Annotated in this window: 21 protein-coding genes; 6 read left to right on the top strand and 15 right to left on the bottom strand. The window is 35.3% G+C overall.

The window, feature by feature from the left end:
- Positions 1-6 precede the first annotated feature (6 nt).
- Genes P163_RS06230 through P163_RS06250 form a run of 5 tightly spaced genes read left to right on the top strand, consistent with a single transcriptional unit; the run spans position 7 to position 8,605 of the window.
- Positions 7-1,986, top strand: coding sequence for a site-specific DNA-methyltransferase (locus P163_RS06230; protein ID WP_034888752.1), 1,980 nt, complete (start codon positions 7-9; stop codon positions 1,984-1,986).
- Positions 1,983-4,556, top strand: coding sequence for a DEAD/DEAH box helicase (locus P163_RS06235; RefSeq protein ID WP_081891305.1), 2,574 nt, complete (start codon positions 1,983-1,985; stop codon positions 4,554-4,556). Before P163_RS06230 ends, P163_RS06235 begins: the two co-directional genes overlap by 4 nt.
- Positions 4,557-4,568: 12 nt before the next feature.
- Positions 4,569-5,414: an RES domain-containing protein gene (locus tag P163_RS06240; protein ID WP_034888754.1), complete on the top strand. Its 846-nt coding sequence runs from the start codon at positions 4,569-4,571 to the stop codon at positions 5,412-5,414.
- 59 nt (positions 5,415-5,473) lie between these two features.
- Positions 5,474-7,219, top strand: coding sequence for a DUF262 domain-containing protein (locus P163_RS06245; RefSeq protein WP_034888757.1), 1,746 nt, complete (start codon positions 5,474-5,476; stop codon positions 7,217-7,219).
- Positions 7,220-7,255: 36 nt separating this feature from the next.
- Positions 7,256-8,605, top strand: a complete 1,350-nt coding sequence (locus P163_RS06250) for a Fic family protein (RefSeq protein ID WP_034888759.1) — start codon at positions 7,256-7,258, stop codon at positions 8,603-8,605.
- A 100-nt stretch (positions 8,606-8,705) separates the two neighbouring features.
- Here P163_RS06250 and P163_RS06255 read toward each other — a convergent pair whose 3' ends face one another.
- From P163_RS06255 to P163_RS06295, 9 genes are read right to left on the bottom strand one after another with little or no spacing between them, the layout of a single operon-like run.
- The gene (locus P163_RS06255; protein ID WP_034888761.1) at positions 8,706-9,071 is read right to left on the bottom strand and encodes a hypothetical protein; all 366 of its coding nucleotides are present in this window, start codon (positions 9,069-9,071) and stop codon (positions 8,706-8,708) included.
- Positions 9,072-9,078: 7 nt separating this feature from the next.
- Complete coding sequence (locus P163_RS06260) at positions 9,079-9,936, bottom strand: DUF4138 domain-containing protein (protein ID WP_034888763.1); 858 nt, start codon at positions 9,934-9,936, stop codon at positions 9,079-9,081.
- 30 nt (positions 9,937-9,966) lie between these two features.
- Positions 9,967-10,896, bottom strand: a complete 930-nt coding sequence (gene traM / locus P163_RS06265; protein WP_034888765.1) for a conjugative transposon protein TraM — start codon at positions 10,894-10,896, stop codon at positions 9,967-9,969.
- Between the two features lie 58 nt (positions 10,897-10,954).
- A complete protein-coding gene (locus P163_RS06270) occupies positions 10,955-11,632 on the bottom strand; it encodes a conjugal transfer protein TraK (RefSeq protein WP_231556168.1) in 678 nt (225 codons plus the stop codon).
- An 11-nt stretch (positions 11,633-11,643) separates the two neighbouring features.
- Positions 11,644-12,486, bottom strand: a complete 843-nt coding sequence (locus P163_RS06275) for a hypothetical protein (RefSeq protein WP_034888767.1) — start codon at positions 12,484-12,486, stop codon at positions 11,644-11,646.
- Between the two features lie 3 nt (positions 12,487-12,489).
- Complete coding sequence (locus P163_RS18545; protein ID WP_034888769.1) at positions 12,490-13,077, bottom strand: conjugal transfer protein; 588 nt, start codon at positions 13,075-13,077, stop codon at positions 12,490-12,492.
- Between the two features lie 4 nt (positions 13,078-13,081).
- Positions 13,082-15,484, bottom strand: coding sequence for a TraG family conjugative transposon ATPase (locus tag P163_RS06285; RefSeq protein ID WP_034888771.1), 2,403 nt, complete (start codon positions 15,482-15,484; stop codon positions 13,082-13,084).
- The gene (locus P163_RS06290) at positions 15,471-15,755 is read right to left on the bottom strand and encodes a VirB3 family type IV secretion system protein (RefSeq protein WP_034888773.1); all 285 of its coding nucleotides are present in this window, start codon (positions 15,753-15,755) and stop codon (positions 15,471-15,473) included. The genes P163_RS06285 and P163_RS06290 overlap by 14 nt, the downstream gene beginning before the upstream one ends.
- A 34-nt stretch (positions 15,756-15,789) precedes the next feature.
- Entirely contained in the window at positions 15,790-16,077 is a 288-nt protein-coding gene (locus P163_RS06295) for a hypothetical protein (RefSeq protein ID WP_034888775.1), read from the bottom strand.
- 189 nt (positions 16,078-16,266) lie between these two features.
- Here P163_RS06295 and P163_RS06300 point away from each other — a divergent pair, with 189 nt between their 5' ends.
- Entirely contained in the window at positions 16,267-16,935 is a 669-nt protein-coding gene (locus P163_RS06300) for an N-acetylmuramoyl-L-alanine amidase (RefSeq protein ID WP_034888777.1), read from the top strand.
- A gap of 50 nt (positions 16,936-16,985) precedes the next feature.
- On the opposite strand, the gene P163_RS06305 is transcribed toward P163_RS06300, so the two are convergent.
- The 6 genes from P163_RS06305 to P163_RS06330 all read right to left on the bottom strand — a co-directional run bounded on the left by P163_RS06305 (position 16,986) and on the right by P163_RS06330 (position 23,724).
- Complete coding sequence (locus P163_RS06305; RefSeq protein ID WP_034888779.1) at positions 16,986-17,912, bottom strand: nuclease-related domain-containing protein; 927 nt, start codon at positions 17,910-17,912, stop codon at positions 16,986-16,988.
- A gap of 301 nt (positions 17,913-18,213) precedes the next feature.
- Positions 18,214-18,693: a hypothetical protein gene (locus tag P163_RS06310; RefSeq protein ID WP_034888781.1), complete on the bottom strand. Its 480-nt coding sequence runs from the start codon at positions 18,691-18,693 to the stop codon at positions 18,214-18,216.
- 68 nt (positions 18,694-18,761) lie between these two features.
- On the bottom strand, positions 18,762-21,233 hold the full coding sequence (locus P163_RS06315) for a S8 family peptidase (RefSeq protein ID WP_034888783.1): 2,472 nt from the start codon (positions 21,231-21,233) through the stop codon (positions 18,762-18,764).
- Between the two features lie 7 nt (positions 21,234-21,240).
- Positions 21,241-22,224 carry an AAA family ATPase gene (locus P163_RS06320; protein WP_034888785.1) on the bottom strand — a complete coding sequence of 328 codons (984 nt, stop codon included), beginning with the start codon at positions 22,222-22,224 and terminating at the stop codon, positions 21,241-21,243.
- A 101-nt stretch (positions 22,225-22,325) separates the two neighbouring features.
- Positions 22,326-22,988, bottom strand: coding sequence for an ATPase (locus P163_RS06325; protein WP_034888787.1), 663 nt, complete (start codon positions 22,986-22,988; stop codon positions 22,326-22,328).
- Positions 22,972-23,724 carry a hypothetical protein gene (locus P163_RS06330; protein WP_034894007.1) on the bottom strand — a complete coding sequence of 251 codons (753 nt, stop codon included), beginning with the start codon at positions 23,722-23,724 and terminating at the stop codon, positions 22,972-22,974. The genes P163_RS06325 and P163_RS06330 overlap by 17 nt, the downstream gene beginning before the upstream one ends.
- Positions 23,725-23,730 lie beyond the last annotated feature (6 nt).

Genomic DNA, 23,730 nt, shown 5'->3' on the forward strand with positions numbered 1-23,730 from the left:
CACCAAATGACAGAATTAAGCCAAAGAGAAAAGAACTATTTAATAGAAAAATTACAAAAGGGCGAGCAATTGCCCGACGACTTCAAATATAAGTTATTTCCCACTACTCAAAAGGAATACGAGCTTGTTTACGCTGGTAAAATGCGTAAAGAGGATATTCTTGCAGATGAAGATGGCGTAACGGCTGCACCCTTACAAATTGAAAGAACTTATAATGGCGACCGTGAATCTTATCCTGACGGTTGGAAAAATATGATTGTCTTTGGCGACAACCTTCAATTTCTCAAAACCATTTACAAAAATGAAGACCCACTCATAAAAGATAAGGTTAAAGGAAAGGTAAAATTAATTTACATAGACCCACCATTTGCTACTGCCTCTGATTTTAGTGGTTCTGAGGGTCAAAAGGCATATTCTGATAAAACTAAAGATGCTGAATTTGTTGAATTTTTGCGTAAAAGGCTAATAGTAGCGAGAGAAATTCTTGCAACAGATGGTAGCATTATGGTTCATCTTGACTATAAGAAAGTACATTATATCAAGGTATTAATGGATGAAGTCTTTGGAGAAAGGAATTTACGTAATGAGATAATTTGGCAACGAACAACAAATACAGGAAGTAGTAAAGCCAGAGCGAGAAAATTTAGTGCAGATACTGATACAATTCTTTATTACTCAAAATCCACAGAATTTCAATTCAATAAATTATTCCGTGAGTATTCAGAAAAATATTTAAAACGATTTAAGTATAAAGATAAAAGTGGGTATTACCGCTGGTCAGCACTTAAGACGTATTCGAAGGAAAAGTATGAATATCTCAAAAAAAAGGATATGCTTAGATGGAGCGACGGTTCTAAGTATCCAGAAATGAAACAATATTTAAAAAAGTCTAAAGGTGTTCCGATGAATAACTTATGGGCAGATATTAATCACGTAAACCCTATGGCAAAAGAAAGGGTTGGTTATCCAACTCAAAAACCTGAAAGACTCATTCAAAGGATAATTGAAGCTACAACTTTTGAGGGCGATTTGGTTTTAGATTTCTTTGCAGGAAGTGCTACTACATCCGCGGTTGCTGAAAAATTAAATCGTAAATGGATAAGTTGTGATATTGGTAAATTTAGTTTCTACACAGCTCAAAAACGGATTTTGACTTTGGAAACTACAAATTCCTTAGTTGAGGAAAATGAAAGTCATAAGGGGAAGGCTAAAGCTTTTATAACTGTAAACACAGGTTTTTATGATATCGAAAAACTCTTTTCACTACAACATAAAGAATATCAAGATTTCGTATTAAATCTTTTTGAGGTAAGCCCAAAATCTAAAAAGATAGCGGGAATCGAATTCCAAGGCGAGCGTAAGGATGGATATGACGTTTTGATTTGGAAATATTGGGAGCATAAAGATGCAGCGGTTGATGAAGATTATTTGGAAATTCTTCACAAGAATATTGGTAAAAAAATTGGCGACCGTGTTTACATTATTGCACCTGCAAATTCTGTTCAGTTCATTGATGATTATTATGAGATAGGTAATGTACGTTACTATTTTCTAAAAGTACCTTATCAAATCATACAAGAATTGCATAAGGAGAAATTCAAGAAGTTCAGGCAACCTAAAAGTTCGAGCAATGTCAATTCACTTGAAAATGCAGTTGGTTTTCATTTCATTAGACAACCAGAAGTCAGGTCTTCGTTTAATAATGGTGTCATTATAATAGAGGCTTTCAAAGCCTACTATCCTGACGAAGACACTTTAGAGGATATTCCAGGTCTGGAAGCCTTGGCGATGGTCGTTGTAGATAAAAACTACAATGGAAATGAGTTTTTAATGTCAGATGTTTTTTTTGCAGCAGATATTATTGACGAAGATGGTCAAGCTCAGGTTTCTATAGAAGGTTGTGGTTCTAAAGTAAGTGCGGTTTATATCGATATTTATGGCAATGAATTCCGTGAGGTATTTACAAATAAAAATACGAAGGGATGATTCAGGAAAAAAAGCGATACGACACAAAAGATTTAATATTAAAAGTAAATCAATTTTATAACCAAAGCGAGCTACCACTTCCTTATTGGGATAGGTTCTTGGATGCACTTTGTGGAACAAGGGAGTATCAAAAGGAAGCCATAAGAAGTTCAGTTATTTACTTGGCATCCAAAGAATATACTAATATTCAAGATTTGGTTTCTAAAAATCACTACCAAAATCCTCAATTACGAGAAAGATATCCTGAGCTTGCAGATTACCACCGTAAGATTCAACTTCCTTCAAAGTTATCTGCAACAATAGACCTTGCTACAGGGACCGGAAAAAGTTATGTGATGTACGGAATAGCGCAAATTTTATTGGGCTTAGGCTTGGTTAAAAGAGTACTCATTTTGTGCCCATCTACTACAATTGAAAAAGAACTACATAAGAAGTTTTTAGCATTGGTTTCTGACCCAATTCTAAAAGAAACAATTCCGCCATCCTCAATAATTAAAAATCCGAGTATTGTTGATGGAAGTGTTACCGTGGACGAAGGTGCAATTTGTATTGAAAATGTCCACGCTGTTTATGACAGAACAGGTTCATCAATAGAAGATAGTTTTGGTTTCAAAAGAGGTTTTGACACGGTAGTTTTGAATGATGAAACCCATCACATTTATAATAAGATTTCTGGTAATACTACGGAGGCAAGAGGGTTAAAAATTTGGAAGAAGTTTTTATTGGACGATGGTTATAATTTTAAATATATGCTTGGTTTTACAGGTACAGCATATATAGGAAATGATTATTTCAATGACGTAATCTACAGGTATTCTTTAAGAGAAGCTGTTGATGAAAAATTTGTAAAGAAAATTAATTACGTATCTGAAGATGATAGTATAAATGAAGACCAAAGATTCCAGAAAATATATCAGAACCATAGCAAAAATAAAGTCACTTACAAAAATGTAAAACCCTTAACAATTCTGGTAACAAACAATATTACCAATGCCAAAAGACTCGAAACGCGATGGGTTGAGTTTTTAATGCTGGAAGAAGGTTTGGAAGAGCAAGAAGTTCGTGACAAGCTGGTTATGACGGTAACTTCTGATAAGATGCACAAACATAATGTTATTCGTTTGGAAGAAGTGGATATGCAGGATTCAACAGTAGAATGGATTGTCTCTGTTTCAATGCTTACTGAGGGTTGGGATGTCAAAAATGTGTTTCAAATCGTCCCTATGGAAGAAAGAGCTTTCAATTCAAAATTATTGATTTCTCAGGTATTGGGTAGAGGTCTGAGAGTACCACCTGAATATATAAATAATGCAGAGGTAACTATTTTTAACCATTCTTCTTGGGGGTCAAAAATTAAAGGACTGGTAGATGAAGTACTGGAGTTAGAAATGCGATTGGAGAGCTCTAACTTAATCGATGCCGATAGGAGTAAATTTCATTTTGAACTATACAATATAGATTACGACAAAATTGAAAAAGCAGTAGAAAACAATAGTAAAGAGAAAGAGTTTAATTATAAGGGCATCATAACTTTAGAATCTTCGGTTGACCAGGTAAACCAAGAGACTACCTACACCAATCTCGCAAGCGATTATATACCTGTTGAGTACAAGATTAAAAATAGAATGACACCAATTAAGGAAATCGTCGATAAAATCTATCACGAGTTTCAGACGAGAGAATGGGAAGGTGTTACACTCAATTTGCAAGAAGGTCAATACACAAAAAACAACCTTCCACCCAAAGAAGAAATTACAAAGTTAATAAGGCGTTCAATGGATAAAGTTGGTCTCGAAGGGGATGAATTGAATGAAAAGAATAAACGGAATATTTTTTCTTCGTTCAATACGCTTCTAAGACGAAAAAACAAATCGCTCGAATTAGTCAGAATAGCGCAAAAGCCCTTTGTTATCTCAACTAAAGAAAGAATAAAGGAAACATTGTCAATAGGGAATTTACGGCATAATTCTACGGTTATGTATTCAAATAATTACAATGAAGAAGTTAAAGACACAGACGTCTTAAACTTTTTGCAGGAAGTAATTGATGATGGAACTTTTCCTCGTAATGCTACTTTGCAGGCAAATAGTTATGATTTCAAAACACCAGTAGATTTAGCATTTCTAAACGCAACACCTGAAAGAAAATTTGCTGAAAAATTGGTTAGGAATGAAAATTCCAAAGCCTTGGATGCTTGGCTAAAATCAACTAATCAAAGCTTCTATACAATTGAATACTCACTATCAAGTAAATCTGGAAATCACACAAAACAAGGTAAATTCAATCCGGATTTTTTTGTTAAAACTTCGGACGAGGAAATGGAATATATTACCGTTGTAGAAATTAAAGATGACCAAGACTATTCAGATTTAAATAGAGCAAAATTTAAATGGGCGACCATTCATTTTCAGGAATTAAACAAACAACTTGAAGAAAATAATGTGAATCAACGATATAATTTTCATTTCTTAAGTCCTGAAAATTATGATGATTTCTTTGAATATTTAAGAAATGGTAAATTGGTTCAAGGTCTATTTACGAGTAATTTAGATAAAGAATTGAGTACATAGAACTAAAAGAAGATGTCTGTTGAAAATGTAAAAAAAGCTATTGCTTTATTGGAGGCGATAAATCCAGAAAATGAGTACGCTTACGAAAAAGCGGTTTTAGCCTATTTAACAATAGGAAGGCTTCCAGTTTTACAATATGAGATTCCTGCCAAATCAGTATTTTTCAGAACACGCACCCACGAAGACAATGATTTATTTCCATTAATATCTGATATCTCAATAACACCGAATCAATTTGTCAAAGATTTTGCGAGATGTAATCGACCATTTCAGTCTAAATTCTATTGTTCAGAAAACAGACCTACTTCATTTGCCGAGTTAGTCGAGTATTGGTCTGATACAAAAGACTATGGCGACAAAGTTTATGTAACCATTGGGCGTTGGCAACTAAAAAAACCCTTAATCGGAATTATAGTAACGACACCCGACAAGGAACATAGAATTTCGGAGTTCGACAAAGAACACGGAGCAGCTATGGAAACTTTCATCGAACAAAGTGACCCAGAAATAAGAGAGGCTACAATCTTGTTTTATAGATTTCTCTTCGAGAAGTTTAGAAAATCTGCAAAAACTGACCGAAAAACATATATCATAACAACAGCATATTGCAACGTTGCTCTTGCCCTTTCCGAAGGTAAAGTAGATGGAATTTATTATCCGAGCGTACCTTTTGGCGAGCAAGGAATCAATTTTGCTATTAATTCAGATTATATTTTAGGAAATAATCTTGAACTCACACATATCCTCAGAAATGAGTTGACCGTTTCCAAAAATGAAAATGGAAAACACGGATTTACAGAAACTGGAAAAGTAGAAGCTTCAGTATTTGATATCGAAAATAATTTAATAAGCTGGTAAAAAATAATATAAAACAAATGCCAGTTAAATAATACAAGCTAAAACCAACCAAGAAATTTATGTCATTTCAAACCCCTATAACTATTTCTGATGCAATTGAAAAAATAGACTCAAATCAGTTTTTACTTCCAGCTATACAACGAGAATTCATTTGGAATCACTCTAAAATTGAATGGCTTTTCGATTCAATAATGAGGAATTATCCAATCAGCTCTTTTCTATTTTGGAAAGTGGAAGAAACCACCTCGAAAGGATATCGATTCTACAAGTTCATAAATGAGTATCGCGAACGGTATAAAACCCACAATGAGGAAATTTCAACAAATGGTATCAGTTCCTTTAATGGGGTCTTAGATGGCCAACAGAGGTTGACTTCTTTATATCTTGGGTTAAAAGGGAGTTTCGGTTACAAAGAGTACCGTAGAAAATGGGAAGATACAGAATGGAGTATTCCAACGCGCCATTTGTATTTGAACATCTCTAATGAACTTCAAGATGAGGAAGATGGCAGAATCTACGAATTTAGTTTTCTTGAAAAATCTGAAACAGAAGAATCTGAAATTTACAAAGCAAACGAACAAAAGTGGTTTAAGGTTGGCGCAATTCTAAATTATACAGAAGATGAAGTTTTTGATGAGTTTGTAGAAGAATTTGAAAGTAGCTTTTCCCGGAAAGCAATTAGACAGCTGAGGCGAACCATAATGGAAAAGCCTATAATTAATTATTTCCTTGAAAAGGACCAAAGTTTAGATAAGGCTTTAAACATTTTTATCAGGATAAATAGTGGTGGTGAACCTTTAAATTTTTCAGATTTATTAATGTCTATTGCAGTTGCAAACTGGACAAAAAAAGATGCACGTAAAGAAATTCACAAGCTTGTAGATAGCATAAGGGACAAAGGTTTTTCAATATCCAAAGACCTAATATTAAAATCCTTTCTTTATTTGTACAGTCGAGATATTAAGTTTAGGGTTACTAATTTTTCAAAAGGCAACGCGAAGGATTTTGAAACAGAATGGGAAAAAATTAGAGATTCAATCCTATCAACATTTGATTTGATAAAAACCTTCGGATTTACAGATTACACATTGACTTCCAAGAACTCTGTAATTCCAATCATTTATTATCTATATCATAAGAATATTTATAGAGATTATTCAATAAAAATCGAATTTAAAGAAGACCGAGAATCAATAAAAAAATGGCTTCACATAGTGTTGATTAAGAGGGTTTTTGGTGGAACATCAGATTCAGTTTTATCTCAAATAAGAAGGACTTTCACGAACAATGTAGTTGAAATGAAAATTAAGCCAGAGATTACCTCTTTTCCTGTCAATTCTATTTTTAATCATATAAGAAAGGATACGAGCGTTGGCGATGAATTTATAGAAGAAGTACTTTTCACACAGAAAGACAATCAGTATGCTTTTTCTATTCTCTCTCTATTATATCCGGATTTAGATTATAGAAATAATAATTTTCATAAAGACCATATCCATTCAGCATTTGAGTTTGATAATCTTGAAGCTTCCGACAAAGAAAGCTATAGGTGGCACACTTACAATTCCATCTATAACCTTCAAATGTTAGATGCTAATGAGAATATGTCCAAGAGTAATATGAATCTGTTGGATTGGGTTGAGAAAGAAACAAATGAAAATAATAGAACCCAATTTTTGAACGCTCATTTAATTCCGGATGTCGATTTGAGTTTGAATGAATATGGAAATTTCCACGAAAAAAGGAAGGCACTATTATTGTATAAAATGAAAACCTTGCTAAGCGAAAAAACTGTTAGCGTATAGTTATCTTTATTTCCAAATTGCCAATTTATTTAATTAATGACCGAAACAAACCGCATAGAATATAAAAGAGAACTGTCCGATGGGCTTGAAAAAGAGGTTATCGCATTCCTAAACTACCGTGAAGGTGGTATTATCTATATTGGTATTGATAAGGAAGGGAACACTTATGGTTTGGCAGATGCAGATGGCGACCAACTGAAGATTAAGGATAGATTAAAGAATAATATCCGTCCTTCAGCTCTTGGTTTGTTCGATATTGTGAGTGAGGAAAGGGACGGCAAGAACATTCTGAAAATCATAGTGGCCAGCGGTCCAGAAAAACCTTATCATCTTAAAAAATACGGGATGAGTGAAAGGGGTTGTTTTATTCGTTTGGGTTCAGCAGCTGAACCGATGCCGCAAAAAATGATTGACGAGCTTTTTGCTTCTCGTACCCGTAATTCTATTGGAATTATAAAAGCGCATCGCCAAGACCTAAACTTTGAACAGCTTCGCATTTATTATCAAGAAAAGCAAAAGCCACTCAATAAACAATTCAGAAAAAACTTAGAGCTTACAACCACAAACGGGGATCTAAATTATGCGGCTTATTTGTTGGCCGATGAAAATAACGTTTCTGTAAAAGTAGCTAAGTATAAAGGTGAAACGCGTGTAGATTTAATAGAAAGCAATGAATACGGTTACTGCTCGCTGATAAAGGCAACTAAAAGTGTGTTGGACAAAATAAATTTAGAAAACCGTACAATCACTCAAATCACGCCAAAAGAACGAAAAGAGCAGCGTCTTTGGAATGCTATTGCTTTAAGAGAGGCGATTATAAATGCTTTTGTTCATAATGATTTTACTCGTGAGATAGCACCAAAATTTGAGATTTTTAGGGATCGATTAGAAATTACATCTGCAGGATCTTTACCAGATGGACTAAGTAAAAGTGAGTTTTTTGAAGGCTACTCTATCCCTAGGAATAAAGAATTAATGCGCGTATATAAAGATTTGGACCTTGTGGAACAACTGGGTTCTGGGATACCTAGAATACTGGAGCATTATGATAAAGATAGCTTTCATTTTTCCGATAATTTTCTACGAATGGTGTTGCCTTCGGCAGAATCTGTTTATGCAACCGAGCAAGTACCCACCAAGTACCCCGCAAGTATCCCCCAAGTCACCCCCCAAGTACGCGAACTTTTAAATGCTTTTAATTCCGAACACAATAGAACTGAATTGCAAAATCACTTAGGGCTTACGGATAGAAAAAATTTTAGAATTAATTATTTGGTGCCGGCAATAGAAAATGATCTCGTAGAACTTACAATCCCAGATAAACCGAGGAGTAGTAAGCAGCAGTATAGACTTACCGAAAAAGGGAAAAAAGCAAGGAAAGGATGAAATTTACCGAAGGACACTTGGAAACCGTTATTGCGAGCAATTAGAACAAGAAGGCTATACCCACCAATTAGAGAGAAAATTTTAAGAAAAATCGTCGTTCTTAGAAAGGCCCTCTATCTCTTGGGCCATTATGAGTAACCTTCCATTGACCATCTTCCTGAACAAGTTTAAAAACACCAGGTTTTGGGTCGTAAGCTGTGGAATATTTTATCCATGCGACTTTGTCTTCCATAGCTTCATCAACTATTTTGAAATTGGAGTCTGAGCTTTTGTCTTGAGCAAACATTTCCTGAATACTTGAAAGGTTTGCATAGCCTTCCTCAGTGGTATGTTTTTTTAATGTTGCTTCATCACCGTGATAAAAACTTTCGGCAACAACTTTGGCGGTTTCTGTAGGGCTTAGTTTTTTATTCTGAGAACAGGAAATAAATAAAATTACTAGCGAGCATATAACTATATGTTTCATAATATTTTCAATTTGGATTATTAATATATCTATGCGATATTTTCAGTTCTATATTACGTTCGCCATTCTTTTCATTCAACTCTAAAATTGCCTTACGGTCATTAGATAATGAAAACTTGGGCAACACATACACCAATCTCACCGCTTCGTTTTCACTAATTCGGGAAGGTACATTATATCGAAACTGAGGTTCTTTATTTAGTCGTTGCAATGATTTCCTTTTCCCTTTTTGTCTTGTTTCAATCGAGAGGTTTAAGAAATTCAAATCGTAATCCAAGCTAGATTTATTCTCAATCTGAATAACGAAGTAGAGTTCCTCTTTATCAAAAACAACATTCTCAACGCTCAAAACAATTCCTTCATTTTGCTTCTTAATCCGACCAATATGCTGTTGTCTTTCAAGAAGATGAGAAGAGAATTTTTGATAATAATACGTTTTATTATCTATACTTTCTTCATAAGTTATTGCCTCAATTGAGTCGGCTACCAATGGCTTTTCATTCCCGATTCTACTTGATATGGGAATGAAATAATTGAGCTTTGAAAGCTGCTCTTTATACCTTACAATATACGAAAAAATTGAGCCATCTTTATTGATAATCAACAGATTACTTTCTTTTCCAGGCTTTGCCTGAAGTAATCCAAAATATTGTTCTTTCTCACGGTTGTACGTAAATACAAAATTCTCTGTACCAGTAATCCCTTGTCGTATAGGCTCCGGAAAAAACAGCGCCACATTTTTAGTGTCATTGGCATATATAGTGTCCAGAACTATAGATGTTTGCTCTGTAATTTGTGCCGTGCAAAGAAGAGGTGCAAAATTGCAAGTAGCTAAAAAAATTGAAGTTATTATATATCTTTTCATAAGAGTAAATTTTAAAAACACATTATGTGTTTATAGTTTTGGTTTTAGAATAAGTTTGTAATTGTTCAGAACGGTCACTTTCAGACTTCGGTTATTGCGCTTTAGAACTTTGGTAATTCCACCAACTTGAGGAACACTCGGAATATTGATATCGCCAATAATGTCATCCAATACTTCATTGGTAACTTCTGCCCGAAAGTTGTTTTCCACATAGATGCCCTCGCTACCGTCTTGCAAATCGAAGGCTTTGAGCTTCGTTGGATGATGTTTGATATTCTCGATTTCTATTAAAGCACGATTGGGTTGAAAACTGATAAATCCAAAAACAGGGGTGTTTTTTGGCATTTGCCTGTTGTTGATCATTGCAGCTTTTGAAAGTCGCATTCTCAATCGGCTATTTACTTTAACAACTTGATCGCCATCGACAACTACATAGATTGTTTCATCTGTATTTCCGATAATTGAAATGTCGTTGGGTTTGGGCGAGGCGGCAAAGAAAAGTTGATGTTCCAAACCTAATTCCTGGGTTTCAATCTTCTGTTCCCTTTTTATTTCTTCAGAATCTATTTCTTGAATTTTATTGGGAACTGTTTTTCCTGCCCCAAGATTCTGATAGGTCGATTCAGAATATTTGATTTTCCCAGCGGAATAGATGCTGTCCACGATGCGCTCTTTTTCACGTTCCGGCAAATCTGGATCATAATAACCAAGGGAATCAATCAGTTTTTCATCATAAATACTCGGTGCATTGTTCTCACGGACTTCCTTTAAATCATTGATGGCATCCAATTTAGAATCGTACTCTTTTTGGTTTTCTTCTAAATTGGGCACCAAGGTCTGCTCAAGGTTTTCATTTTCACTTTCATCATCGCCCATTACCATCAGGGAATAGGAAATCAGGAATATAAAAATTACAGCCAATACTGCTGCGAAGACAATTTTATTCTTTTCTATTTTCATTTGTTGCTGTTTATTTATTTTTCGTTTGTCAGATGTAATTCGCCAATCAATATTCCGGTTAATACCCCAAATTTTTATGGCTCATTTCATTAGAGTGATTTTTTAAATGCCGATTATCGGCTCTATTTTCATTGTTTAATTTTTTTAAGATGTTCTCGAAATAGTCTGTAATCAATAATCCGTGTGGATTGTTAGGGAAGTTTCGGTCAACCATAATTAGGCTTCCTGTGGAAACCAGTTCGTAGGTGTCTATTATAGAGCCTCTATTGATTTCGAAAATGGTTGTGGTTGTGAAACTGTATGAGCCATTACTTTCGGTTAACCTCGAATCGATACTCTGTACCTTTTGAACCAATGAATATTGCAATAGACGATTATAAACGCCATCCGCTTTCTTTTGACGGTACAGATTGTCTACCGAACTATTGCCCAACCATAGTGCCTTTTCTAAGTTGCGTTCATAATTGCTTGCATCGATATTGTAGAAATAGGTATGGAACAACTCTAAATGCGCCAAAGCTTCCACCCTGAAATTCTCCTTTTGGGTAATAAGTTTTAGCGGAATAATACTGCCATCTGTATTGATTGCAAAAGCACTGTTCAGCGCCCTTTTATTCGTGCTAAATGCCATCCATAAAGAAAATATGCTGAATAAAAAAGCAAAAATTACGACCGCTAGCACGATGAACCGGTTTAATTTTAAGATGTTGTAAATGTTGTTATAAGGTGCTTTCATTCTGATTGGAATTAGTTGGTGAATAATCTGAGCGTAAAAGACGTTGCACGTCTGTACAATTTGAATTTTAAGAAGACGATAAAACCTACTGAACCGAGTTGTACTACAGGTGCAAAAAAGCCTTGGCCAGTATCGGTTCCGAATAAGTTGGTCCAGAAATTTGTATTGATTTCTGTATAAAGAGCATTGATAAATACATTGACTAGAAAGAACGCCGGTACAAGCATATAAACCGCGGCATACAATTTAAAAAAGGTATAGGCTAAGGATCGGAATTTCTCAAATACTGCTAAGCTTATAACCAAAGGAAAAAAGGCTTGCATGATGCCCAAAAGGAAATAACGTTCAGCAAGAAAGAGGGGATAAATAAACAAGTCCAAAATCCAAAGGAATATGCTTATAATAAAAGCAAATATTTTAAAACCATAGAGAGGGGTTACCAAGGCTTCATAAAGCAATGTCATAGCATTTTTTGCAACATCTATAAGATTAACATCCTCTTCAATAGGAATATCCTGCATTTGCAAAGGCATAAGAGCAGGTGCTGTGCCGCGATATTGCCCTTCTATGGAAACTAGAATGCTATCGAAGAATCCTAAAATCTGTGTTGAAAAAATAACCAATAGTACTACCGCAAAATTTTTAGCAAGTTCTCCTGGGCTCAATCCCCAAGTATATCCGTCCTTATCTGAAATACCTTCATTATATTTTTTAAGAATATTAACCAGAAAGAATAGCACGGCAAGCGTTTTCATTCCAGCAATAGTATATTGCGAGAAGCTGCTGTCCTGTATGGTCTGGAATACCGTGTCTATATATTCCAGTCCTATCCCTAAAATAATAGTTGCGGTCATTTTCTAAAAATCAGTTTCACGGTTATTAATTTTATCCTGCATTTTTCGGAAAGAAATAATATCCTTGTATCGTTTAGTTTTGACTTTGATATTGGAAACCATTTCCTTTGATTCTAATTCCTTTTGTTTAAGGATTTCAGCACGTTCGGCATCGCTCATTTTTAGGTAATCACTGGATAATATTTCATCGATGAAGTCCATTGTTTCTATAGAATTTTCTACAATGGCAGTAAACGATTGTGAAACTCTGGTTACCTCACCGGGTTGGATATAAGGACTATCAAGAATATCCCTTAAATCGTTTTGCATCATTTGGATAAGACGTTGGTTGTTTCTTCCTATTTCGCGAACAGCATTTAATTGCCTAACCACATCGTTGACCTTTTCAATGTTTTCTTGTTGGGTTTTTAAGAACTGAACGGTCTTGATAATGTTTGCGGTTTGCTTCCCTGATTCTATCAGTTGTTTTACCAAGCTGATAAAATTGGTATTGTCATAAGTGGGCATTCCCTGGGCGGTAGCACCGCCAGGCAATAAAAGGGCAATCGAAAGGATTAGACCTAATGAGATTGTTTTGATTTTAGTCTTCATAGTATTATATTTTAGATGTGAATTTTATTATTGATTGTTCCATATTTTGGGTTCTTTTATAAATGGCCATTATGGCTTCGTTTTCCTCTCCGTCCGTCAGGTAAGCGGCATAAACTTCTTTGGGAACTTCAAGCCTAAAAATGTTGCTTTCCTTTCCAATCTTGATAAACATTTCGGTGTATTTCCTTGGACCAGAAAGATTGTTCTTGATGGATTTTAATTGGTTCAGGTCGTGACCGGAAAGGTTGAGCCGATGGGCCAATTCTGCATAGCCTTTTTCATTGTTGAGGCTGTAGATAACTTGGGTGTTTTCTAAAATACTTGCTGAAGTTGAATTGTTCGGTAGCTGATTGATAGACTGAAGAATTATGCCAATGGCACCATTTTGTTTACGAATAGCTTGATAATAGAATTCTACGCTTTCCAATACATTTTCAAACTTTAGTTGCTTGGCAAACTCATCAAAAAGGATAATTCCCTTTTCTGCGCGGTTTTTCCAAATCGTTCGTTGGATGGCTGATTTGATCAGCTTCAACATTACCGACAGAATTTCCTTATTGTCCTTCACTTCATCCAATTCAAAAACAATCAATCGTTTGTCTTCGATTTTATAGGTCTGGTCTTCGCTTACTTCGAACAGAAAACTATATAGACCATCGCCGACGTATTCTGACATTACGTGCAAGAAGTTTGTAACATTGAAGTAGTCGGGATGGATTTTAAGCGTATCCAGAAGATCATTCTGATTACTTTCTATAAAGTTATAGAAGCCTTCGAGCGAATGACTTTCTGAAGTGCTATCGTAATAATGGCGAAGGATTTTCTTGACAGAAACCGATTGTGCCTTGGTCACTTTCAAGTCTGATGCAAACAATTCAAATATGAAGACCGATAAATCTTCAAGTCGTTCTGGTGTCAGGTCATTTTGATTGCTGATATAAAATGGATTGATTCCCAAGTTTTTTCCACTTTCATAACGTAGTACGGAATATTGTTTAGGATAGAGTTTTGCGAATTTGGTATATGAACCACCTAAGTCAATTATTACCAAGCGAACGCCACTTTCGAAATATTGGCGTAGAATGTTATTGGCCAAAAAAGACTTACCCTCGCCTGTAGGTGCGAAAATGGCAAAGTTCCGTGCCTTGATACGTTTCTTTCTTTCGTCCCAGACGTCTTTTAGAACGGGGATGTTATGTTCCCTATCGTTAAAGATAATTCCGGTAGCATCCGATTTGTAATTTGTGTTGTTGATGAACAGGCAAAGCGCATGTTTTAAATCGGTTACGTACAGATCGTCATTAGAAAAATTGGGAGAAAAGCAGCAGTAACTGTTCAGTATATAATTCTTCCGCTCCTCCCCTCTCGGATAATATGGTATGATATCCAGTTCCTTGAATTCAGTCTTTATCTTTGAGGTAATTTTATCCAAGTCTTTGGCTTCCTTAGCCCAATACACAATGTTGAGATGTCCACGAATGATCCTTGCATTATCATCTGCATTTATTTGATCCAGAATGTGCTGGATCTTCCCAAGCACTACCTTGTTTTGTGAACCGAAATTGGAACTTTTGCTAAGCTCCTCTATTTTCTTATTGAGCAACTTGCGCCACTTATGTTTATCATCCAAATACAGGATCTGATTTACAATGTGGTTTTCATTAAGCGTAAGCCCTAGACCATCAATAAACCCCTGATGAAACACAAAATCGTCAGAAGTGAATTTCTCATTGGTCTTGCTACTCTGTACACTTTCGCCAAAGCACAATTCGCTATTGATAGCCAGGGCATCAAAATGGTTTTCGCCAATATTGACGCTTTTCTTATCCAGTAAAATATCGGTATCAAAGCCCACATTAAATCCATTGAAATAGGTCTCTGTGAGACCGACAATTTCTTTTTCTTTTAATGGTGTGAGAGACACTTTCCGGCTGTTATTTATAAATGAAGCAGAATCGCTTACCGAGTTGACGAAGCTTTTAATGGTGTCATCCATTTCCTGTACAATACCCTTGGAAATCTTTCGAAAGGGATTAACGTATTTTGGGTTGTTGAGTGCCTTGTTTTTTGTCAGTATAAAGAACAAATAGCAGTTGTGTTCGATATGTCCACGTCCTTTAAAATGTTTGTGTGTAGCCTTTTCGAGAAAGGTCGTATTCGGAAGCTCTTCTGAAGTATATGATTTTTTAAGATAGATATCCTGTTTATGGACTACAGTGCCAACTGGTAACGATTTCAAAGCCTGAAACCAAGCACCGTGCATATCCTCAAAATCCTTTTCCGACAGAGAATAGATTTCTGGTAAGTTAGCTTCATAGCACAAAATCACGTTGCCATTATTGGCAAAGAGGATATTTTCCTGAATATCTGCAATGGGCTGATATACCGATAAGTTAATCTTGTTCATAATAGAAGTTTGAATTTCTTTTATTACTTATAATTTTTGGGAAAGCCTTAGCCGTTTGAAAAATCTGTGGGTTGTGGGTAATTTTTGTCAATACCACATAGAGCGCAGCGTTAAAAACCAGAACACCTATTATCATCCCGAAACTGAAAGAGAAAATAATGACCAAAAGCGAAGCAAGAATGGAAACCATCATCAAAGCAAACAGGGAAATGGGCAGCCCAAAAATGACTGCTCGTTTTCTGATATTTTTATAAATCTCGAACTTTTTCATAAGTACTGTTTGTATTAAAATGCCTCTTAGAGGCTTAGACTACGATTCCTATTAGGTAGGTAAAAATGCCTACTACTGCCCCAGCGATTAAAACAAATACAAGTACCCTTGTAATTCCTTTTTTGAGGTCTGTATTTTCTCCAAAGAAGTGTCCTGCATTAAACAGGAAACCAATTAGGAAAATTACCCCTAGAATGATGGGGAAAATGGTTCGAATGGTGTTTGATACATCATTAACCGAATTCTCAATACCACCAATTTGAGCAAAAAGTGATGTTGAGAGGAAGGCCAGGAGAGTCGCTAAATAGATTGATTTTTTCATAATGTAACAGTTTAAAATTATGTCTTGTTTTCGTTATTGGAAATTTACATATATTTGATTATAAATAACTGATAATCAAGTAATTGTGAATAAAATATTATTTAGTTTCGTTTAAATTCCGTTGCTATTATTTGGTATCAAATTCTATGAATTTTTGAAAGGAGGTTGTTAATAACCCAAAAATTGAAAATGAAAAAAGTCTTCAAAAACGTCAGTTTTGTCCTTTTGCTTCTAAAAATGTGTATCATTTTTGGACAGGAAACAGTAGCTCAAAAACGAATTGTAATTGATGTTGGACATGGTGGAAAAGATTCTGGTGCAATCGGAATAAATGGGATCCAAGAAAAGGATGTAGTATTGAATATTGCTCAGGAAATTTTGAGTCTTAACGAAAAGTCAGAAACACCAATGGATATCTATTTGACTAGATATAGTGATACACTTATTTCTTTATTGGATAGGACTAAATTGGCCAAATCCTTGGATGCAGATTTGTTTATTTCGCTGCATTGCAACCATTCCGATAATCAGAATGCTAGAGGAATTGAAGTATATGTATCTAATAATGAATCACATTATTTAGATGATTCAACTTGGTTGGCTTTTCAATTGCAAGCTGCGCTTAATAAGGAATTGGGATTTGAAAGTAGGGGAGTGAAGTTTGGGAATTTTCAGGTGCTAAGGGAAACTGCTGATTTTTGTCCGTCTGTACTTTTGGAAATGGGGTTTTTGAGTAATTGGGATGAAAGTAAATATTACCAAAAGTCTAAAAATTTAGTGATTACATCAAGGGTGCTATTGGAATGTTTAATGAAAAATTTTACAAAATATGGAAACTCTAGGAATCGAGATAATTAAAGTGATAAAAGAAATAATGATCATCACTTTGAAGGCAGCACTTTTAGTGTTTAGAAATCTAAAACATTAAATCTTAATTTTTTGGCAAAGTATAGCTCGTCAAAGTACCGCTGCAGTAGAGGGTCGGTCACAACGTAATCGCTACTTTCACATATTTTTTTGAAATTTGATGGATTTTTTAGATACATCGCACAAACATCCAATTCATCCCTTGAAAATATTCTTTCATTCAATAACTCTCGATATTCTAAAAATTCCGCGAATCTTCTAGTGGGGTTATTAAATTCTAAATTTAATGTTTTCAGAAATATTTCTAAATCATCAATGCTTATTGACCAAGGATAAAGGTCTTCTGGATTCGCCTTATTCAGAAGGTAACCTAAATCGGATTGAATAGTTGCAAATCTTTCAGATGTCACTACAATACTGAATACATCATTAATGTAGGAAGTATCAAGGTCTTGTTCTAAATTGTTGCTCTTAATTGAAAGATTCGGACAATTGAAAATTAGTTGTTCCACCTGATAACATTGTTCATACCCTTTTTGAATGCAATCCTTAAAATCTGATTTTATCCTTTGAAAACCTTGGTTTGAATCCCTAAAAGGCTCCCTATTCCGGGAGGATTTACACTCGATTACAAAAGCATTTCCGTTAGCAATTATTAGCAAATCTTTTTCTTCCTTGTTTTTGTTGACATAGTAATTGCTAAATACTTTTAGGTGCTTCGATTTTTTAAAAAGCCTTTCAAATATTTCTCTGGTATGGTTTTCTAAAATTACTTTGCCTCGTCTTAAGTTTACTTGTTCCGTTTCTTTACCTGTTGCTGTGAGTGTAGTGTACAATAGATTGTATAGAGCAGTAGGCAATTGTTTTTGATAGATATTGAGATATTCGGTATCATTAATTTTTATTATTGGTTTGGAGCTTAAAGGGTTTGGTTGTGAATAGAATAAGATATCATAAACGCCATCCATTGGAAGTGAAAAAAGGTTACAAAATATATCTACATCATCTTTCTCAAACTCCTCGTAATAATCTGATTTTGTAAATAAAAGACAGCTATACGGTCTTTCATTATAATTTAAAAAATCATTCTGAATATTTTCTGGTAGATGAAAGAACTCATTTGAAAATTCTTTATTTAGTTTTGTGTCTTTAAAGGATTTTTTAGCAAATTCTTTATATTCCTTTTTTAAAAAAAAGGATTTATACTTTATTGACTTTTTGATGTAATCATCTTCAGAATATTGACAGATATCAATCAGACTTCTTAAATCAATTCCTAATCTTTCCTTTATTTTTATCTTGATACGGATGAAATAATCGAATTACTTTATTTAACTCCTGTTCCCTGTAATTCAAAACACCATTTTGAAAATAGTCCTTGAATGCCATCTCGTGAATAAAAGCCTTATGTTTTTCATCTTTGATTTCATCAAAATCTTTTGAATAAATATCTCCAAGATAAAAATCCACTATTTGTAAAAGGATGTCAGCTACCAATTGAAGATTTTTATCAACCTCTTCAGAATAAATCAAAACTTGTTCTCCATCTATTGGAGAGGATAGTCTTAACATTATCAAATAAATGGAATCCTTTAGCTTGGACTTCAGTTTTTTTGAAAAACCTAATTCACCTCTTTCTGGATTATGCCTAATAAAATCCGCAAAAAAACATACAAAGCTCTCCTTTGTGTATAGTGAAATGATATCCTGAATTTCAAGGGATTTTTTTCGTATATCTAATGTTTCCAATTTATAAGTTTTGCATTTGCAGGAAGGTCAGTTTCAAAGTTAAGTGTAGATTTTGATTGGAAGAGAATTTAAGGCTGTATAGAAATATCAATTTGATTCAATACAGGTGTATATAAATCTATGTTATTATCAGGGGAGTCAATAGTTATTATCAAGCTATATCGAGCAGCATTATTATAGCGTTCCAGTTTTTTTCTTGTTTTCCACCAACCGTTTACAGGATTGATTGCTATGACATTTCGGGTAGCAAGTTCTGCGGCACTACCTTTCCAAATATCCTTATGTATAGATCCTTTGTCTCGTATTTGAGCACCTACAATCCAAGATTCGCCAGGATAAGAACCGTTGCTATCCTCGTCCCTTGCCTCTCTGTTAACTCTTTCACGAAAGTTCTCAAAAGATTCTCCTGCACCAATCATTTTGAATCTTAAGCCGTGGGACTGATAGTAGTAGGATTGTGTATATTGTTTGTTTCCGGGATTGGGTTCAATAAAATAGCACAGCGTAATCGTAAGACTAACCTCGTTGTCAAAAAGTTCGGTTAAAACTTCTCCAGGCCAAGGTAATTCGTGCAAGTGCATATCGTTAGTCTTGACAGTACTCCCGTCAAGTCTATAAGGTGTCAAGGATTCTTGGGCAATTAGTGTCAAAGAATTATTAGCACTTCTGACTGCTTTTTGAAAATCGGGAACTCCATACCCATATATTCTTAATAACTCTTTTAGTTCTGTTTTGGGCAATTCATTAATATTGCGATTTCCCAACATTTCAGGAGTCCAGTTTGCGGAGTGAACTAAAAGCCCTTTTATAGTTTCAGGCCATAATGTGGGATATTGGGAAGTTAACAATGCAGCATATCTTGATGCCATTGCAGTTGCACCACTTGTGTCTCCAAAGCTATACAATGGGTCTGTCCTAAAGTTTTTTCCGAGTGAAAGCAGGCGTAGCGAATCAGGGTCAATAAGTCCCTTGTTATGGATGCCATAATTACCGCCTTCCATAACCAATTCAGGTTTAACTGCCCAACCATTATCCCAAGAGAGTGAAGTACTATTGCTTGGAGACATACCACCTGCATTAACTAAAGGGGTTGCGCCTCTAAATATATTTTGGTCAATTACAGTTTTTAGCGTGTAAGCACCTATCGTAAGCACATTAAATGCTTGCCCTGGGTCGTGTATTGATTCTTCAAAATTCTTATTTGGATATTCAGTAACATCATTAATTACGGTATTTCCACCGGAAACGCAGAAAGTGGATTTATCATTCGATGTACCTTCCTCGCCAAAAGCTATTTTATCTACCGCACTTGACCAAGAGGATGGCTTACCTCTATCTCGACCATCGGTTGCTGTAATGGCCATGGTAATAATTCTCCTATTTGAAGGATTCAATATAATTGCCCTCGCAACTGCTTCTTCGGTAACAGCACCGTATAATTCAGGTTGATGTGGATTATTGGGATGAATAAGTTTAACAGATTCAAGACGATGGAAAATTTCAATATTCGAAGAATCTTGAATGATATCTGTAAGGTCACCATAAAGGATTGACCCAGCCATTGGAGTACCGTGACCGTGGCTGTGCGTATCGGCTGTACCCCATTCCGATTTAATAGAATCCATATTATCTTCAGGAAGAAAATCTTCTAAAAGTGGATGCCCTCTATTAACACCAGTATCTAAAATGCATACGATTACTGAATCGTCCGTGGTTCTATTTATGGTACGGTTTTTAAGATCCTGAACCCAATCATTGGCATCTTCACTTTCAAGACCTGTGAAAAAGTCTGCCGCTTCTTTTGGCTTTCTTAACTCTGCTAGTTGATCTGAATATAGAACTGTAGTAGAAAGTGTTCTCGCTGTAGTACGCACCATACGTACAATATGTTCAGGAAACAACAATCTACGTTCAGCAACTTCCATAAGTTGATCCAAGAAGGTATTTATAATACCTTCATCCTCACGAACATCATTATGAGTATCTTCTCTTCTCAACCAAATTTCCCACCAAACCTCTTGATCTTCATCTGGAAATTCAATCTCATCCTCTTGCCAAAAACTTGCTAAAGTCGCTTGCTGTATTGTGGCAATATTATTCAGCAGTTTTGTATTTCTTGGATTACCTAATGGACTATCCTTATCAGGATTTAAATAAGCTTCAATTTTATTGAGAAATTTCGAAATTCCGTTGGTGTTTAAATAAACACAAGCTCTGTATAATTTGTGTTCTTGACCATCAATTATAACCTTTTCCAATTTTGAAGAAACGAATCTATAGTCACCACTTCTGCCATCTTCAAAACTATCAAATGCGAGTAAGCAATCCCTTTCGGAAATAAACTCCAAATAAACAAAATCATTGTCGGAATGTTGCCTAAACGACGTAACAGCCATACCCAATTGCCTCATTAGGGCATTACCATGGGAGTTTCTATTTCTATCAATGGGATTTACCCGGTCGCGACCCGTATTTGGACTTGTATATTGCTCTGTAGATACATACCCAGAAATAATTATGTGTTCTAAATTTCTTGGCATTTATCTTTTAATACGGATTTTTTTTGTTCTTAATGAATTTAAGAAGGGTGGTAGACGAAACATTTTTTGAATTATGGACAATCATTTCTTTGATAGCATCTTTACAGGCATTTGAAATATCGGCAAAACTTAAACCTACTGCCTCTTTAGCGATTTCGTTTATAGATTTACCTTTTTCAATGGAGTAGCCTTTGAGTTGTACTGCAATTAATTGCGCTATTTCTTTATCATTTGGAAGGGGATATTGTATTATATCGTCAAACCTTCTAAATAAAGCTTTATCGAGTGATTCAGGTATATTAGTAGCAGCAATTAATAAACTGTTTGACTTGTCTTTCTCAATGTTCATCAGGAAACTATTTAGAACTCTTTTTATTTCCCCAACTTCATTTCCGTAGCTTCGATTAGATCCAATAGAATCAAATTCATCGAATAGATAAACCGCTCTATGTTGATACATAGAGTCAAATATTAATTTTAGTTTCGAGATTGATTCTCCCATATATCTGGAAATTAATCCATCCAAACGAATTATAAATAGAGGAATTTCTAAATCTCCAGCAATTGCCTTGGCTGTCATTGTTTTTCCGCAACCCGGAGGCCCGACAAGCATTAACTTTCTTCTCGGCTCTAAATTGTGTTGTAAAAGTTGGTCAAATTTCTGCTGTTCTGAAAGGATTCGTTTAATTGCTTCCGAAACTTGCTCGGTCAAAACCATATCCTTGGTCTTGATATGAGGACGATATACTTCAAGTAAATCTTTTAATTCTCTTTGGGCTTCATTTATTGGAAGAATTCTTGTTTTGGTAACTGAATCTATATTTCGTTTAGACTTGATTTTTTCAATAAGTCCTTTCAGTTCTTCGGCAAGTTTGGTGTGTCCTTTTTTAGCTTCAGCAGCGGCAATCTGCATTGCGGTGGTGTAAAAACGGTTTGCGTCCTCATCACCATAGCTTTGTAATAATGCCTTTATTTTTTCTGCTGCTGCCAATTATTTTTTATCAAATGTAGTGAATTTAAAAAATTATTAGATGTGAAAATTTGTAATCCTTATAAAAGTTGGTTTCGAATTAAGCTTTGCATAATAATTACCTATTTTCTTTTATCCCCAGCCCCTTCATCAAACGCAATCAAATTAAACAATTCACGCATTCGGCTACGAACACGATTCCCATAGCGTTCCTCCAATTCTTCAGCGTTAAGATTGGTGGTAGCGTGTGTTTTTATTTTATGTTTTGTTTGAAGGTAAAGCTCATATCGTGACAGAAGCACTTCTCCCATTACATTGAGATCCTTGCCATAAAATCTTCCAGGGGGCTCTATGCCCAGATCGTCGAAACAGAAGAATTTAGTATTCCCATATTCCTCGATGGTTTTATAACCGAGGTGATTAAAGCTAAAAGTAACATTCCTGCATGGAATCATCTCGTAGGATCGTTGCATCGGTACGATATGTCGCAGTAATTTCATTAAACTGGTTTTACCACATCCCACGGGACCGGAAAGCAGTAGACCTTTTTCTGTATCAATTCCAAATTTATGACAGTTCTCCTTATCCTTAATGAAGTAGGAGCATAGCTGAAGTAAGATCGCTTTATCCTCCTTATAAATTTTAAATTTTTCCCCAAAGAGTAATTTTCCCTTAGCATTGAGGTAGATCAAAATCTTATCAAAATCGTAGAGAACGGTTTTACCATCAAACTTCCCAAGTGAATATTCCACGCCACCTTCGATAATTTTAGAGGGGTTGTCCATAGTCCTTATTTTTAGTGGTTCGCAAGTTGTCCTTGATTTGGGATGCTTGTTTTTTATTTGGTTTGTTTTCCTCGGTGAATAATTCGGTTCTATCCATCCAGTTCGTGGCCAAGGCACGCCAATCTCGAATTTCATTTCCATCGCTCGTTTGCCAATTCCGTGTTTCATAATGCTCGAAGAATTTTTTTCCTTCATCAGCATTAAAACTTCTTTCAATAAAAAAATTAATAACGGCCTGCCAGCCCTTTGGTTGTTTTATATTGTTTACTAGTTTGGTATTGTTTATAGTAGATACCAGTGCTTGTCCACTGATGGGACGGTGCGGGTCCAGAGCTTGTCCATTTATGGGATGGTGCTGGTTCACTACTGGTTCACATACGGGACGGTACTGTTCCGCAAGCTGTTCTAATATGGGATCGTAGTGTCCCGTAACCGGTTCATCACTTGTCCCAATAATGGCCATCTTGATTTTGCTGCCTTTGTATGGATTGTTTGAAGGGAAATAGGATAGATATACCCAGGAATCTAGATCGGTAATACATCTGTGGTAGGTGGATTTTGAACCTATTTTTGAGGCGATCATTAAATCCCTCCGGTTTACGTAAAACTCATCTGCAAAGCGGCTGCTGTTCCATTCCTGGAACAGCGCCATATACAGACTGATATGGGTAGGGTTAAGGCGGTCATCAAAAAAGAACTTTTCAAAAGCCGCATTTAGTAGCTTTATATAATTCATAACCAT

The organism is Gillisia sp. Hel_I_29 (genome assembly GCF_000744275.1).
Lineage (GTDB): Bacteria > Bacteroidota > Bacteroidia > Flavobacteriales > Flavobacteriaceae > Gillisia.